Annotated in this window: 14 protein-coding genes; 11 read left to right on the top strand and 3 right to left on the bottom strand. The window is 34.4% G+C overall.

Going from position 1 to position 17,219, the window contains the following annotated elements; all coding sequences use genetic code 11:
- Window positions 1-77: 77 nt before the first annotated feature.
- From JST55_10770 to JST55_10755, 4 genes are all read left to right on the top strand, one after another.
- Window positions 78-767, top strand: a complete 690-nt coding sequence (locus JST55_10770; GenBank protein MBS1493987.1) for a hypothetical protein — start codon at window positions 78-80, stop codon at window positions 765-767.
- 110 nt (window positions 768-877) lie between these two features.
- Window positions 878-2,866, top strand: coding sequence for a choice-of-anchor B family protein (locus JST55_10765; protein MBS1493986.1), 1,989 nt, complete (start codon window positions 878-880; stop codon window positions 2,864-2,866).
- Between the two features lie 881 nt (window positions 2,867-3,747).
- Window positions 3,748-4,167, top strand: coding sequence for a T9SS type A sorting domain-containing protein (locus tag JST55_10760; protein ID MBS1493985.1), 420 nt, complete (start codon window positions 3,748-3,750; stop codon window positions 4,165-4,167).
- Between the two features lie 392 nt (window positions 4,168-4,559).
- Window positions 4,560-5,888: a T9SS type A sorting domain-containing protein gene (locus JST55_10755; GenBank protein ID MBS1493984.1), complete on the top strand. Its 1,329-nt coding sequence runs from the start codon at window positions 4,560-4,562 to the stop codon at window positions 5,886-5,888.
- 199 nt (window positions 5,889-6,087) lie between these two features.
- Here the strand turns inward: JST55_10755 and JST55_10750 are convergent, their stop codons facing one another.
- Genes JST55_10750 through JST55_10740 form a run of 3 tightly spaced genes read right to left on the bottom strand, consistent with a single transcriptional unit; the run spans window position 6,088 to window position 9,658 of the window.
- Window positions 6,088-7,320, bottom strand: coding sequence for a HAMP domain-containing histidine kinase (locus tag JST55_10750; protein MBS1493983.1), 1,233 nt, complete (start codon window positions 7,318-7,320; stop codon window positions 6,088-6,090).
- A 59-nt stretch (window positions 7,321-7,379) separates the two neighbouring features.
- A complete protein-coding gene (locus JST55_10745) occupies window positions 7,380-8,126 on the bottom strand; it encodes a hypothetical protein (protein ID MBS1493982.1) in 747 nt (248 codons plus the stop codon).
- 5 nt (window positions 8,127-8,131) lie between these two features.
- Window positions 8,132-9,658 carry a DUF3808 domain-containing protein gene (locus tag JST55_10740; protein ID MBS1493981.1) on the bottom strand — a complete coding sequence of 509 codons (1,527 nt, stop codon included), beginning with the start codon at window positions 9,656-9,658 and terminating at the stop codon, window positions 8,132-8,134.
- A gap of 140 nt (window positions 9,659-9,798) precedes the next feature.
- Between JST55_10740 and JST55_10735 the strand changes: the two genes are divergently transcribed.
- From JST55_10735 to JST55_10705, 7 genes are read left to right on the top strand one after another with little or no spacing between them, the layout of a single operon-like run.
- Window positions 9,799-11,577, top strand: a complete 1,779-nt coding sequence (locus JST55_10735; GenBank protein ID MBS1493980.1) for an ATP-binding cassette domain-containing protein — start codon at window positions 9,799-9,801, stop codon at window positions 11,575-11,577.
- Window positions 11,574-12,419 carry a glycosyltransferase family 2 protein gene (locus tag JST55_10730; protein MBS1493979.1) on the top strand — a complete coding sequence of 282 codons (846 nt, stop codon included), beginning with the start codon at window positions 11,574-11,576 and terminating at the stop codon, window positions 12,417-12,419. Before JST55_10735 ends, JST55_10730 begins: the two co-directional genes overlap by 4 nt.
- A 10-nt stretch (window positions 12,420-12,429) precedes the next feature.
- Window positions 12,430-13,674 carry an O-antigen ligase family protein gene (locus JST55_10725; protein MBS1493978.1) on the top strand — a complete coding sequence of 415 codons (1,245 nt, stop codon included), beginning with the start codon at window positions 12,430-12,432 and terminating at the stop codon, window positions 13,672-13,674.
- Entirely contained in the window at window positions 13,671-14,807 is a 1,137-nt protein-coding gene (locus JST55_10720; GenBank protein ID MBS1493977.1) for a glycosyltransferase family 4 protein, read from the top strand. Before JST55_10725 ends, JST55_10720 begins: the two co-directional genes overlap by 4 nt.
- 21 nt (window positions 14,808-14,828) lie before the next feature.
- Window positions 14,829-15,956, top strand: coding sequence for a dTDP-4-amino-4,6-dideoxygalactose transaminase (gene rffA, locus JST55_10715; protein ID MBS1493976.1), 1,128 nt, complete (start codon window positions 14,829-14,831; stop codon window positions 15,954-15,956).
- Window positions 15,957-15,964: 8 nt separating this feature from the next.
- On the top strand, window positions 15,965-16,486 hold the full coding sequence (locus JST55_10710; protein MBS1493975.1) for a hypothetical protein: 522 nt from the start codon (window positions 15,965-15,967) through the stop codon (window positions 16,484-16,486).
- A 15-nt stretch (window positions 16,487-16,501) separates the two neighbouring features.
- Window positions 16,502-17,218 (top strand): pyridoxine 5'-phosphate synthase, encoded by a 717-nt coding sequence (locus tag JST55_10705; protein ID MBS1493974.1) that lies wholly within the window; start codon window positions 16,502-16,504, stop codon window positions 17,216-17,218.
- The last annotated feature ends 1 nt before the right edge of the window (window position 17,219 follow it).

Genomic DNA, 17,219 nt, shown 5'->3' with positions numbered 1-17,219 from the left:
ATTCTTAAAATCCAATGAAACTTTATTTATTTTTTTGAGTGTAATGATTAAATTTTAAATTAATACTTATCTCAAAAATGAAAAAAATTTACATTTTTATATTTTTAGTTCTCACATCAAATTTATTCTCTCAGACACTAACATCTGATGAAATTGTACAAAAATATATTTCAGCTATTGGCGGAATTGATGAAGTAAAAAAAATAAAACAATTAACTCTGTATGGGAAAGCAATCTCAGGATTAAATACTTACGACCTTTTAGCTTACGAAGATGCTGTTGAAAAGTACCAGTTTGCTCATGTAAGCGGAATAGATTATGATATAAAAACATACTTCGATACTAAATCAGGGTGGACTGTTCAGAACGGAGTAAAATCGAGTCTCTCTATGGCAACAGTCGAATCACTATTACCGGCTATTGAAGACGGAACATATTTTTACCTTAGCGATATGGAAAGCAGAGGAATAAAAACTGAACTGCTTGGAGAGGAAAAGATTAACGGAACGGATACATATAAAATTAAATTCACACGTAACGGTCAGGAAAAGAATATTCAATATTTTAGTAAGGACTCTTTCTATTTAGTTATGGTAGAAACTCCGGGTATGAACTCAGTAAAAATATTCTATGATAAATATAAAACTGTACCGGGCACAAATTTAAAATTACCTTATTACAATGAAAAAGGTGGAATTCTGGGAACTGTCGATAAATATGAAATAAATGTTCCTTTAGATCCTATGGTGCTAATATTCGATAAATAAATATTTAGTTTTTTTTATAGTTTATCCAAAACATTTGAACTTTTGATTTAGTAATTGTATTTTATTATTACCAACCAAAAGTTCTTTTTTTATATTTATATCTACCGCAAATGAATAGAATTTTTTTCACCCTCTTAGTTTTAGTATCCCTCGTATTAAATTTTCAAGAAAGTTTTTCTCAGGGCAAAAATATCAGATTAATCGGAAAATCAAACCCCCTCAATGGAAATTCAGGCATCAATTATTCTGCGCTTTGGGGATACTCTGCAAATGGAAGAGAATACGCTATCCTTGGAGGAGTAGGAAATACTTACTTTATAGATATTACAGATTCAACGAATATACGAGTTTGCGCTGCCTTAAGCGGTGTGTTTAGTCAGTGGCGCGAAATGAAAACTTATTCACATTATGCTTATGTTGTTTCTGAAGGAGGAATGGGAGTGCAGATTTTTGACTTAGCCGGGCTGCCAAACTCTGTTACATATGTGGGAGAGTTCCATGCAACAGATCACACTACAACTCACTCAATTCAACAATCAGGACCTTACCTTTATCTTAACGGAGCTAATGCAACTTTCGGGCACGGTATAGCAGTGCTTGATTTATCGGTAAATCCGGAAGTTCCTGTGCTTAGAGGTAAATGGAACGATTATTATGTGCACGATTGCAGAGTTATAAACGATACTATTTGGGCTGCGAATATTTATGACGGTAAGGTTTCAATTATTAATGCGGCAAACAAAAACAATCTTACAAATATTACAAACTGGACTAACGGTCAGAATCCTTTCCCTCATAATTGCGCAATAACTCCGGGCAGAAAGTTTGCTTTTGTTACCGATGAAACATCAACACCTCCCGGAAGATTGAAAATCTGGAATGTGCAGGACCTCTCAAATATTATTCTGGCAAATACATGGGCACCGTCAAATATTTTTTCAAATTGTATTATACACAATGTTGAGCTGTACGGAAATCAGTTAGCGGTTGCTTATTATACTGCAGGAGTAAAATTGTTAGATGTTTCTACTCCTTCAAATCCTGTTGAGATGGGATGGTACGATACATATCCTGAAAACAATTCCAATGAATTTAACGGATGCTGGGGAGTTTATATGTTTCCTTCGGGAAAAATTATTGCATCTGATAGAACCCGCGGGCTTTATGTTCTGAGATATGCTCCGCCGCAGAATGCTGCACCTAAAGCAGATTTTATGACGAACGGTACAATTTATTACAACGGAAACACTGCGCAGCTAATTGATTGCGCTTCCAATAATCCAACTACATATCAGTGGACTATTACCGGTCCGCAAAATTATTCTTTTGATGTACCAAATCCTTTTATAACTTTTAATACAGTCGGATATTACACTGTGAAGTTAAAAGTATCAAACGCATTCGGCTCTGATTCTCTTACAAAGACTGATTATATAAAAGTGAACGGAAGCGTTTTATCAGGATTTAGTTTAACGAGTGATGTAATACAAACTATAATTACGAATCCAAACGATACATCGAAGGTAAATTTTAACTGGACAAACTCGTCTATCGGAGGCGTTAATATTACTTATAAATTCAGAATAAAGAAGAACGGCGCATCAACTGAAAATTATTATCTTTCAAATCACAATGGGCAGGATACGGCTATTACTTTTACAAAAAGCAGACTGGATTCCATTGCGCATCAGCTGGGTCTCACCGGGGATTCAATAGTCACTATTTGTAAAGTTACTGCTTATAACGGATTGGATTCGGTTGCTTCAGCAAACTCATTGCGAATAACATTCAAATCAACTTCAGTTGGTATTCAGAATATTTCAACTCAGATTCCTGATAAGTTTAAACTCGAAAATAATTTTCCTAATCCATTTAATCCTTCCACAAATATAAAATTCCAGTTATCGGAAAAATCTTTTACATCATTAATTGTTTACGATATGCTTGGCAGGGAAGTAATGACTTTATTGGGGGAAGAATTAAATGCGGGATATTATAATTATCAGTTCAATGCATCAACTTTAAACAGCGGAATTTATTTCTATACTCTTAAAACTGAAAAAAATTCTGAGACAAAAAAAATGGTATTGGTAAAGTGATATTGATGGTTTTGACTTTATCAAATTAGTTAAGAAGATTAATTTTTATAAACTAATAAGCTATGAGAGCAATAATTATTTTTTTTATATCAGTATTATTTATAACCAACTCATATTCCCAGTGGGTTAAACAAAATACGGACCTGCCGAGAGGAAGTAAAGTTTATGATATTCAGTTTATAAATCAGAATACCGGGTTTGCAGTAGCAATAGCACCTTATTTTAGCGGAACAGATTTTTATTCGTATTTTTTAAAAACTACAAACGGTGGTGTCGGTTGGACTCGTGATTCATCAATGGGTGAAGTTTTTACTACGGTATGTTTTTTAGATGCAAATACCGGATTTGTTTCATCTTTTATGTTCAGGAAAACAACTGACGGCGGAATTACATGGGTGGAAGTAAATCACGCCCATTCGGGTGAATTAAAAAAGTTAATGTTTTTAAACCCTAATACTGGTTTTGCTATAGGTCCCTCTTTTGTTGAAAGGACTACAAATGGAGGAACAAACTGGGCTGATGTTTGGGTAAATTTAGATGGTTCATATGATGCTACATTTCTCACTTCTAATATTGGTTATATAGCAGGCGGAGTTTCAGGTTTTACTACAAATGGCGGGAGTAACTGGGCGTATTTGGATTCTTTGAAAGGCCTGAGAGGTATATCCAATTTTAACGCTAACAATTTAATGGCTTGCGGGACACTCCAGTCAGGAATAGTTAAAAGCACTAATGGGGGAGTAAATTGGTACAAGGTTTATAATTGTAATAATGCAGATACAATTTATAATTCATTAAAATATTTTAATTCTAATAATGCAATTGTCGCAGGTAATAAGGGCAGAATAATTGTTACTACCAATGGAGGTTCAAATTGGGGAATGCAATATAGCGGAGTAAATACAAATTTAAAGAAGATAACTTTTATTGATTCTCAAACCGGTTGGATATGCGGAGATAGCTCGGTTATTTTAAAAACTACCAATGCGGGAGGTGATTACATAACTTTTGCACAGGAAAATCATTCTGCAGTAACTAATAATTTTTCTGTTTCGCAAAATTATCCGAACCCCTTCAATCCGCTTACGCGGATAAATTACGAATTATCAATTACAAATTACGTTTCGATTAAAGTTTATGATAATCTGGGAAATGAAGTTCAAACTCTGGTAAACGAAAAACAAAATGCAGGAAGTCATTCAATTGATTTCAATGCTTCGTTACTTCCAAGCGGAGTTTATTTTTATAAATTGATTACTGAAAATTTTTCTGAAACAAAAAAAATGATTTTGGTAAAATAGATGCTTAGATTCATAATAATCCTGTTCATACTTTTTTTCTTCACATTCATCCGTTTCTTTTGCGCAAAATAAAGATGAGAAAATATTCATAAGCGATAAATTAGCTTTTAAAAAATTGCACGAAAGCTCTCCGACAGTTTAACGTTATGGTATGGTTATATTACAAATATCCTAACCCATTCGGCCCGTTAAACACGCTTAAGGCGTTTTACATTGAAGTCCCTCAGAAGTGTAATTTAAAAATTTCAATTTACCAAGTGATTTTTTTTAAGAACTATTTTAAATTATGTTGTCGAAGCAGGAGTTTAACAATAATGTAAATCTTGGCCTTGCTGTTTATTTTTGATTGTAATTTATATCAAATAATTTTAACTTAGAAAAACAATAACCTAATGAGAAAAGTAGTTCTCTCTATCTTTTTCTCCCTCACTTTATTTTCATCTGCTTGTTTCCCTCAAAATTTCGGATGGACAACGCTTCCAAATGCGCCCGTTGCCGATTCTGCAGCAGACGGCAGATTCGAAGATATGTATTTCTGTGACGCAAATACGGGTTTTGTTATCGGATATTCAGGCAAAGTTTTTCGTACAACCGATGGTGGCAGCAGCTGGACTAACACAGCTCAAAATTTCAATCATGATTTAAGAAGTGTGGGTTTTTTTACTCCGGAGACAGGAATAATAGGAACTTTGGATTCCAATAACATTCTGTTCAGAACAACAAACGGAGGAGTTAACTGGACACAAGTTGTTTCGTCAATACAAGGAACAGTTCCCAAAGGCATCTGCGGAATCTCAATTGTAAACTCTACGACTGCATTTGGTGTCGGAAGATATTATTGCCCTTCCAATTTAATCAAAACAACAAACGGCGGTTTTAACTGGATATCAATTCCTATAGATACATCTTTGATGCGTTCTGCGGTTGACTGCAAATTCTGGTCGGCAGATTCGGGATTCGTTATCGGAGGTTACGCGGGAAATAATAATTATTATACGGGCAAAACATCGGTGCTTTTTACTTCAAATGGAGGACAGACATTTGTCAGAAAATATTTATCTCCCCCTTCGCGTCCCAATGAATGGGGATGGAAAATCCAGTTTGTGAACAGACAATTAGGCTATATAGCAATTGAAAATTTTAGCGGCGGCTTTTTTCTGAAAACAACAGACGGAGGCATGAACTGGTCAAGTACAACAATACCGGGTCAGGTAAATTTTGAAGGTATAGGATTTGTTAATGAAACGACAGGATGGATAGGGGGCTGGGGCAGCAATAATCACATGCCTACTATTGAAACCACAAACGGCGGAGTAAGCTGGCATCAGGCCGGTTGGGGGTTTAATGTAAATCGTTTCAGATTTATAAACGATACGCTTGCGTATGCTGTGGGAATAAGAGTTCATAAATATATGAAAGTTTCTGTAGGCGTTCATCAGATTATAGAGGAGGTGCCGGAAAGTTTTTCTCTTTCTCAGAATTATCCTAATCCGTTTAATCCTAATACTTTTATAAAATATGCACTGAGGCTCTACGATTATGTAACACTGAGAGTTTATAATATCAAAGGCGAAAAAGTCGCTGAGCTAGTAAACGGGATACAGAATGCGGGGGTTTACTCAATTGAGTTTGATGCGTCAAATCTTCCCAGCGGAGTTTATTACTACAAGCTTATTGCAAATCAGTTTCAGGAAACAAAGAAGATGGTATTGGTAAAGTAAAACTGCAGAAAAATCTGAAGAGAAAATTTTTTTATGTTTAACTCAAAAATGTCTTACTTTCCGTTCAATTATTTATTTGTTAAAACAGTTAAATAAAATCGACTTTACATAATCTGGAAATAAATTTATGTAATCATAGTAATTTATTTTCACCCTCTGAAATTTCGCGCAACTTTTGCGATTTTGAGCTGGAATTAGACTATTTCAAGTGCTTAGAAATTGTAAAGTGAAACGAGCTTCCTTTTCCCAAATTGCTCTCTACCCAAATTTTTCCCTTATGCTTAAGAACGAACTCGTTGCATATAAGAAGTCCGAGACCTGTTCCTTTCTCTCCTGATGTGCCGTCAGAGCTTTGCCTTGTTTCCCACTTGAAAAGCCTTGCTATCTGCGAAGGCTTCATACCAACGCCTGTATCGGATACAATGACTTCAACATAGTCATCGCTGTCAATAGTGCGGACCGTTATCGTACCGTCTTTGGTAAACTTGTTGGCATTCATTATAAGGTTACGGAGAATGAACCGCATCATGTTAAGGTCAGCTTTGAAACTGAGATCTTCTTCGCACTCGTTTATTAAGCGGTTGCCTTTTGATTTTAAAAGAAGGAAGTAATCATCAATCTTTTGCTGAACAAGATTGTAAAGATTAAAACTTTTGAAGTCAGTCGCTTTGCCTTCAACCTGAGAAGTTCCCCATTGGAGAACTTCGTTAAGCATGGTTAAAGCATTGCTTGCATTCTTATTAAGCTCAATGAATATTTCGTCCATATCATCATGGCTTATCTGATTGGCAATGTACATTTCAGTTACCTGCTGTATTATTCCCAACGGATTTTTCAAATCATGTGCGAGAATAGAAAGAAGACGTGTATTGATATTATTTATTCTCTCAATCTCATTGCTTTGAGTGTACAGGGTGGTTAGTGTATCAGACAGGTTGTTGTTCTTTAATCTAAGCTCAAGTAAGGTGATTACATTTTTAGCAAGGATTTGCAGAGCAAATTTCTGTTCATCGGTTAAAGTACGAGGAACGTTATCGATTACACAAATTGTTCCCAGCTTATTTCCGTCGGGAGTAATTAAAGGCACTCCTGCATAAAATCTGATGTCTGGATCGGAAGTGACCATTGGATTATCATAGAAACGTTCATCTTCCATTGCATCGTTAACAATCATTAAGTCGTCACCGTTAATTGCATGGGCGCAGAATGCAATTTCTCTTGAAGTTTCCTGATTCTGTAAGCCGACCTTCGCTTTAAACCATTGGCGTTTTTCATCTATGAGGGATATTGTTGAAATCGGGACTTTGCAGATTATCGAGGCAAGCTTTACAATTTCATCAAAGCTTTCTTCTTCAGGTGAATCCAGTATATTATACTCCTTAAGTTTGGATAAGCGTTCTTTTTCATTTACAGGAATGGCAGCAGAAATCATATTCGGTATTAACTTTTAGAAATAAGATACTAAACGAGTTGAATATTAAAAATGAAAATCTAATTTAAGGAAGTTAAAAGAACTTCCTTAGTCTTTGTAATCATTTCTTTAGATTTTTTTGTAGTATACTTTATTGTAAAAACAGGGAACTTGTTTTCTTTGATGTACCAGTCGTATGATTCAATATAATTTGAAAAATTTGACTCTTTAAAATTTTCTGAATCGCCGTAGTAATCAATTGTGTGAAGACGGATGCAGTCGTACTCTGTGCCGTTCAATTTTATTTTTCCGAATGAATCGTAATCTATATAATTTTTTCCGAAGAAGTAATTTTTAATTCCGCCTGATTCAAGATAGAAGCTATAATTTCTATCCAGCGTATCTTTATATTCAAAGGGATACTCAAAAACTACTTTGGGATTTTGAAGCGGTATACTGAAGATATAACTCTTAGAGTAGTTTGCTGTCCCCAGGTAAATTAATTCATTATTCATTACCTGATAGTATGTGTAAACATTCATATTTTTCAGAGTAACAAAACTTGCAAGATTTGAAGTGGGGAAAGCTTCAGCTACGGGAGTAGTATTTATTCCAACATAGAGAGTTGTAACTGTATCTTTAGTTAAGTTTAAATTGAATGACCAAGTGATATTATCACCTTTATCGCCGGGATTTATAGAATTGGTATCAGATTTTATTTGAGAAAATTTATCTCCGGCTACTATTATTTTATCAGTGGATATTGTAAACTGAGAATAAGAAAGCCCAGCGTAAAAAAGCAATATAATTGAAAAAATGATTTTCAAAATTATTAATTCTTTGCTTTAAAATTAGCAAGCCGCATCTCCAGAAAATTTTTGAAATCATAATCTGAGTAATCGTAAATTTTTTCAAAATATCCTGAGGCTTTTTGCTTATCGCCTTTTCTCCAGTAAATTTTACCAAGCTCAAAATATGAGTGAGGCACATGCCATAACTCAGTTTTTGGAGATAAAGCTACTGTTTTATTGAAGTACTCAATAGCTTTGTTATAATCTTTTTTCATTAAATATGCATGACCGATATTTGAATACAAATATGCTTTATCGTCATCAGTTGAAAATTTAGAAAGCTGAGAAGTCTCGAGTAATGTGTTGTACTTTTCTATAGCAGCATCAAAGTTTCCTGATTCTCTTAAATTCATTGCTATTACGGAAATAGAATCTATATCTCTCAACGGCTTTTTGATTCTCTCCATACTTAATCTATAGAAAAGCTTTTCTGCTTCACCGTCGCGTTCATCAATGAAAATATTTCTTGCTTTGGAATAACTTTCAACAGCTTTTGTTCTGTTGCCTGACATTTCGTAGCTGATACCGAGTGTGTAGCAGCTTACATTGTAGCGGTCTTCTTTATTAACATACTTGAGATGTTCTTCTAAGCTTGCAGCAGCATTTACAAAATCATTTTTTCTGAAGTAAGCGTTACCAATAAGTGCATATGTTCCTTTTTTTATTTCAGGCTGGAGAGAGTGTGTATTGAGTGTTAAAGCTTTTTTACAATACTCAATTGATTCATCAACTTTCATTCTCTCTAAAAGCATTGTTGCATAAATAAGATTAAATATTGGGCTCTCGGGATATTCATCATAAAGTTCTTTTGAAAGTTTTATTGAAACAGTGTTCTCATCTTCTTTTTCTGTAATGCTTGAAATGGCATAATATACTTTAGCGTCAACTCTGGTAAATCTGCCTTTATCCATTGCAGTTTTTAAAAGGTCTAAACCGTTCTTTATGTTCCCGTCAAATCCTATAATAGAAAGCAGCCACTGAAATTTTTCAGGAACGAAGCCGATTGCAATTTTATAGAGACCTAGTCCCATATACGCATCATAAAAATCAGGTTTCTTCTGGATAACATCCGATAAAATTCTGTATCCATCGTTTCCGTTAGATGCTGCCTTTAGTAAACTTTTATTCAGGTTTAAAAAAATAAGTGAGCGGTAGGAATGTGTAAGCCCTTTATAATAAAGTGTTTCAATATCATTTTCATTTTTATCAAGCTTGGCATCGCATTTATCCAGAATATTATCGGTAAGGTCAATGAACTTATCAAACATTTTATCGTCTCTTGTAGGTAAGGCTCTGTAGTAATAAACTACAGCCTGATAGAAGTAACCTTTTATGTCATCGGGATTACGTTTTTGTATATCGATAAATTTTGATTCGGCATCTTCAAATTTAAGATTGTAAATGTCGTTCATCCCCGAGCGGATATCGTCGTCAATTCCGATTGAATAAGAATGGTTGTATATCAGAATTGAAAAAAGGAAAAGTAGAGTTAAAATTTTAGGGTTCATATGAAAAATTGAACAACAAAGACGATCAAAAAGTTACAAAAAATGTAGCTTACAACTGAATTTACAAATCAGTATTTTTTGCGATGCAATATTATAAAAGACTTGCGCGATATTTGAAGCCATATATCAAACCTTTGATAATGGCAAACCTGTTTATGCTGCTTGTGGTACTGTTTAGCCTGCTATCCCTTCTTGCAATTTTTCCATTTGTGGACCTGCTTTTTAAGGAAAAACCTACAGAGATAGTTAATCAAAATATCACTTCTTTCGGAGATATTAAAGATAGAATAATATACGAATTCAGTATTCTTTTAACCAAGTATGATAAGCTTGATGTACTGCTATTTCTGTGCATTGCAATTGTTCTGACATTTGTTTTAAAAAATGTTTTTTCATTTATGCAGACTTACTACATGACCATAGTTGAACAGGGAGTTTTAAAAGATTTGCGCTCGGATTTGTATTCACAATATCTTCGTCTGCCATTAAGTTTTTTTACTGAAGAAAGAAAAGGAAATCTTATATCAAGAATTATTAACGATGTACAGATAATGAGGGACTCCTCAATTGCCGTTATTAATAGTATGTTCCGTGATCCCCCTATGCTGATTTTATATACGGTGATTTTATTTGTTATTAACTGGAAGCTCACATTAATTGTATTTTTGCTTGCACCCGTCACAGCTTTAATATTAAGTAAAGTCGGTGACTCATTAAAAAGAAGCAGCCAGCGCTCGCAGGAAAAAATTTCAAACATTACTTCGATACTCGATGAATCCATAGGTGCTATAAGAATTGTAAAGGCATTCAATATGGAAAAGTATGAACAGCAAAGATTCGATTACGAGAATAATCGTTACCAGTATGATATGACCCGGCTTGAAAGAAAGAAAGCATTGGGTTCACCAATATCTGAATCCATTGGAGTTATAACAATTGCAATTATTCTTTATATAGTAGGTTATCAGATTCTGACTAAGACAAGTAACATGACTGTAGGGACTTTCATAGTTTATCTCGGTACATTTTTGCAGATGATGCCTTCACTAAAACTAATAGGTCAAGTTACAAACAGCATCAAGGAAGGTTCGGCAGCATCCGAAAGAGTGTTTGGGTTAATCGATATTAAACCCGATATAATGGATTTGCCCGATGCAAAACCTTTAACTGAATTTAAAGAAACAATCGAATTTAAGAATGTAAATTTCAAATATGAGAAATCCGAAGAGATTTTAGGGAATGTTAATCTTAAAATAAATAAAGGTGAGATAGTAGCACTTGTAGGACCGAGCGGCGCAGGAAAATCAACTTTAGTAGATTTAATACCGAGATTTTACGATGTACAGTCAGGTGAAATTTCAATTGACGGTACAAATATAAAAAATGTTAAGGCGGGGGACTTAAGAAAACTCATGGGAATTGTGACACAGGAAACTTTGTTATTTAATGATACAATAAGAAACAATATTGCCTACGGTGAAAGTGAAATTTCATTGGAGAAAATTATTGATGCTGCTAAAGCAGCGAACGCACACAATTTTATTTCAAAGCTTGATACAGGTTACGACACGGTAATTGGTGACAGGGGAGTTAAACTCTCAGGCGGTGAAAGACAGCGTTTATCTATAGCAAGAGCATTGTTAAAAAATCCTCCGATTTTAATTTTAGATGAAGCTACATCATCACTGGATACTGAATCAGAAATTTTAGTTCAGCAGGCAATTGAAAGATTAATGGAAGGAAGAACATCGGTAGTTATTGCTCACAGATTATCTACAATTAAAAACGCAGATAAAATTGTTGTGATTGCAAAAGGTGAAATTGTTGAAGTCGGTAAGCACTCAGAGCTGCTCGAGAAAAACGGAATATACAATAAGCTTCACAATATTCAGTTCAGATATCAGGAATTTAAAGGATGAAAGTATCAGGATTTACGATTATAAGGAACGGAGTTCTGTATGCATATCCTTTTAGGGAAGCAATATTATCTGTGCTGCCATTGTGTGACGAGTTTATTGTTAACGTGGGGAAGTCAGATGATAACACACTTGAAATGGTGAAGAGCATTGGTGATAAAAGAATAAAAATATTGGAATCAGAGTGGGATATGAGTATCCGCGAAGGCGGTAAAGTTCTTTCAATAGAAACGAATAAAGCGCTGGATAGATGTTCGGGCGACTGGCGATTTTATATTCAGTCAGATGAAGTACTTCACGAAAAATATATTCCTGAAGTGAAGGCAAAAATGGAACAGCATCTGAACAATGATGAAGTTGAAGGATTAAGATTTAAGTACAAGCATTTTTACGGCAGCTATGATTACATTCAGGATAATTACAGAAAGTGGTATGTAAAAGAAGTGAGAGTAATTAAAAAAAATCCTGATATTGTTTCAATGGGCGATGCAATGAATTTTGCCCATAAGAATTATCAGAATGTGAAAGCAGTTGATATAAAAGCTGAGATATTCCATTACGGCTGGGTAAGGCCGCCGCAGAATTTATTAGATAAAAGAATTAATTTTGAAAAGCTTTATCACAGTGATGAAAAAGTTGATGAAATTAAAAATAAAATAAGTAACTACGATGACCTTGGTCATTTGAAGAAGTTTAAAGGAACGCATCCGAAAGTAATGGAAGAAGTTATAAAAAATTCGAACTGGAATTTTGATCCGAAACTTGCTGAGCAAAAACCCGAATTAATAAGAAAGCTCGGAGTATTTCTTGAGCCCGTAGTTAAAAGAATAAAAAATAAAAAATAATCCAACTCAATTGATACATTTAGCAAAGCTTAGACATAGATTAAATATTACAATTCTCGTCTGCCTGACAATACAGATTTTTTCTGCAAGTTTTTCAATTGCAGTATCTTCTATTGCGTTCGGTATATGGGGCGGACTATGGATTATTGAAGTTCTTTTCTTAGACAGAAAACTTCTTTATGATATAGATACTTTTAAAGAGCTGAAATGGATTAATATTTTTATCGGATTATATATCTTTATTGATTTTCTTTCACGTGTTTTTGCATTCTATCCTGAAGATGCTTTGATAGGAGTAAAACGAAATCTTCTCTTCCTTATTTTCTTTGTATGCATAATGAAAGTTTATGATAAGAAAATTTTATTCAATCTTCTTATCGCCGTGCTTGCAATACAGTCTTTAATTTCACTGGGAGAACTGGTTCAATATTTTATCTCCTTGAAAAATTCTTTGGGAGATACTCCATTCAGTGAAATTCGCATTGATTACCTTGCATATCCTTTAACATCGGGTGAAATAAAAATGCTGATTTTCTTTTTATTCTTTCCTTTGTTATTTCTTAAAGGAAGAAGTCTCTTTATGGATAAGAGAATGCTCATTGGACTTTTGATACCTGTATTCATATCTATGATTTTAACACAGTCCCGAAATGTATTCGTCGCTCTTTTTGTCTGCATGATAATTGTAGGATTAGTTGTAAACAGAAGATTTCTTTTAATTTTTATTGCTGCAATTATACTCGGTGGATTTTTCCTTCCTGAAAAATATACTGCCCGGGTAAAAAGTATCTGGAACTTAGACCATAACAGTAACGCTCCACGGTTGACCATGTGGCAGAACGGCTGGAAGATGTTTATTAACAATCCGATATTGGGAGTTGGTGATAATAAAGTGATGGAAGTGTATCAGTATTACCGTCCTGAAATGACTCCGAACGAACACTCGCATTTACACAGCAATATAATGATGATACTTGCAACGAACGGAATACTCGGCTTCATTGTGTGGGTGGGATTTTTTCTTCTGATATTTTTAAAATATCTAAGGTATTATAAAATGAATCTTGCGCAGGAATATAAACTGATGATACTCGGATGTATTTTGGTTTTAATTTCATTCCACATATCGGGAATTTTTGAGTGGAGTTATGGCGATGCCGAGGTTTTCTCCGTACTGTTTTTCATTCTTGCTATTCCATTTAACATCTATAAGTTCAACATTTCAACAACGTTTAAGTCATACATATATAATTGAGCCAGGAGAAAAAAAGAAAGCCGAAAGTTTTATTAACGAACGGTTCAGATATTTATTCCGGCGGAGAGTATTTTGTTCTTGAGTTCGGGAAGAAATTAAAGGAACGCGGATATGATGTTACTATATGCTGCCATCCCAGAATTTTGCTTTATGAAAAAGCAAAAGCATTCGGGATAAATTTATTTCCTGTTGATTTTCCTGTGAAGGGTGAAATATTCAAGTTCACAAAAATTATTTATGATTATATTAAGAAAAATAAAATTGATATAGTTCATACAAATAATAATTATGACAGGACTGCTGCCGGCTTTGCAGCTAAGTTTGCAGGAGCAGGACATATAACGATGAACCATTCATATCATTCCATTTCGCATAATATTACTCAGTGGCTCCGAAATCAATACTGCACTAATTATTTTCTTGTTGACGGCTTTTGCACAAAAGAACTATTAGCATCAAAAGATAAAATTGATCCTGAAAAGATAAAAGTTATACATCTTGGCATTGAGCCGGACTCTATGAGGAAAGATGCTGCATTAAGAAAAAAAGTGCGAGATGAATTTAATATTTCAGATGACACGATTTTGTTCGGTAATACAGGAAGATTGGTTGAGTTCAAAGGACAGGAATACCTTGTGAAATCTTTCGCTCAGGTTGCAAAACACTTTGATAATATAAAATTAATGATTGTCGGCAACGGGCATCTTGAACAAAAATTGAAAGATTTAACAAACGAATTTGGTCTGAATGATAACATAATATTCCCGGGATTCCGTGATGACATGCAGGCAGTTTATTCTGCTTTCGATGTCTATCTGCATTCTTCTGTTGAAGGGGGAGGCGAGACGTTTCCGTTTTCTGTCTTATACTCTCTTGCGCAGGGAATTCCGGCAGTTGTGACCGATGTAGGTGATGTTGCAAAAATGATTGATCAGGGTGAGACAGGTTTTTTTGTGGCGGATAAAAATCCCGAAGCTATGGCTGAAAAAATTATTTATTTGCTCAATAATAAAAACCACCTCCCGGAATTTGGAAGTAACGCATTGAAACTATTGCATAAAAAATTTACTTTAGATATTATGTTTGATAATATTATAGATGTTTACAATAAAATTCCATTAAAGAAGAATTAATAAAGAAAAATTAATAGAGATTTGATTCCATTTAATAAACCCTTCATAACGCAATCCGAAGAAAAGTACTTACAGCAGGTTATAAAAAATAATAAGTTCTGCGGTGACGGTGACTTTACCAGAAAATGCAACCAATGGCTTGAGAATTATTTCAGCATAAATAAAGCACTTCTAACAACATCATGTACACATGCTTTGGAGTTAACTTCTTTATTGATGAATATAGAAGAAGGCGATGAAATTATTATGCCTTCTTTTACATTTGTATCTGCTGCAAATGCTTATGTTTTGCGAGGAGCGAAAATTGTGTTCGTGGATATTCGTCCCGATACAATGAACATTGATGAAAATAAAATCGAAGAGGCAATTACTGATAAAACTAAAGCAATTGTGTTAGTTCACTACGCAGGTGTAGGATGCAATATGGATAAAATCATGCAGATTGCAAAAGAGCATAACTTATTTGTAGTTGAAGATGCGGCGCATTGTATTAATGCAACGTATCATGGAAAACAATTAGGAAGTATCGGACACTTCGGAACGCTTAGCTTTCACGAAACAAAAAATTTTCAATGCGGCGAGGGCGGAGCAATATTGGTAAACGATGATAAATATTCTGAGCGTGCTGAAGTTGTAAAAGATAAAGGCACGAACATAAATAAATTCAAAGCCGGAATAGTTGATAGATACAGCTGGGTAGATATCGGTTCAAGTTATTCTCCCAGTGAATTCAATGCTGCATTCTTATACGCTCAGTTTGAAATTGCAGATGAGATTACAAAGAAAAGGAATCTGCTGGCTGATACTTACAGGGAAAATATGTCAGTTCTAGCTGATAAGGAACATATTGAATTACAAATTTATCCTGAACATTGCAAACCGAACGGTCATATCTTTTATTTCAAGCTAAATGATTACGAACAACGTAAAGCAATGATTGCACATTTGCGTGAGAACGGAGTGCAATCTGTATTTCACTACGTACCTTTGCATTCATCAGTGGGCGGAAAAAAATACGGAAGATTTCATGGGGAAGATAGGTATACAACAAAAGAAAGTGAAAGATTATTAAGACTTCCATTGTATCACGAGCTCGAAGTAAACGAAGTAAATTATATTTGCGATAAAGTAAAAGAATTTTATAAATAGATTATAATATGCAGGCAATAGAATCAGATATATTTTTAAAAAAATTTAAGGTCAGTTCAATTTCAATCACATATCTTCCTGATACATTCCTCACAAATGAAATTGCCGAAAGTGAGAACTTAGATCTGTTCGATAATGTTTATACTCTTAAGAGATACCCTATAGATTTATCTTTGGATTTTGAAGCAAACGAAGAAGGCGATATCGCCTTATTTGTTTACCTTAAAACAAATTGTGACGATGAAGGAATGCCGTTAGATAAAAGCGCAGTGCAGCTAAGTCTTATTGCAAACGGAGTAGTAAGCAGCAAAGAAACAAAAGACTCTTCTGATACACAATTTATAATAAATGCGTTTGCAATATTTCTTGGGCAGATACGCGGGTACTTAGCGAGTGTCACTTCACAGTTTGAGTGCGGAACATATTATCTCCCTGCTATAGATGTTGAGCAGACTGTAATGAAAATTATGGAAGAGAGAAACAATGAAGGCTCACAGCAATTATATGATATTAAACTACCTGAAAATTAAATTCATCTGTTTAAAATGACTAAGCTTTCAATTAATGTTAATAAATTTGCTCTCCTAAGAAACAGCCGGGGACACAATAATCCTGATGTCGTAAGAGTAGCAATAGACGCACAGATGTTTGGCGCAGATGGTATAACAGTTCATCCCCGACCCGATGAAAGACACATAAAATATGAAGATGTGGCTAAATTGAAAAGTATTATTACTACTGAATTTAATATAGAAGGTAATCCGCGGGAGCAAAAATTTGTTGATTTAGTTTTAGCAAATAAGCCGACACAGGTAACTCTTGTACCGGATGCTCAAAATCAGTTGACATCTGACCATGGTTGGGATACAATTGAAAATGAAAATTACCTTAAAGAAATTATTGCAGTTTTTAAAAATGCCGGAATAAGAACATCATTGTTCGTTGATCCCGTTGTTGAAATGGTTGAAGGCGCAAAGAAGACAGGTACTGACAGAATAGAGTTATATACTGAGGCTTATGCAAAAGATTTTCATTCAGGGAAAGAAGCTGCAATTGCAAAATACAGAGAGGCAGCATTAAAAGCTGTTGAATTAAATATTGGGATTAATGCAGGTCATGATTTGGACCTGGATAACCTTAAATATTTCTATGATAATATTCCGAACTTACTGGAAGTTTCAATAGGGCATGCTTTGGTTTGTGATTCGTTGTATATGGGATTTGAAAATGTTGTGAGAATGTATAAAGAGCAGCTGCAGTAAT

It is taken from the genome of Bacteroidota bacterium (genome assembly GCA_018266835.1).
Classification (GTDB): Bacteria; Bacteroidota; Ignavibacteria; order Tepidaquicellales; family Tepidaquicellaceae; genus JAFDZO01.
Note: the sequence above shows the minus strand (reverse complement) of the source record. Positions and strands in the feature narration are given on the sequence as shown.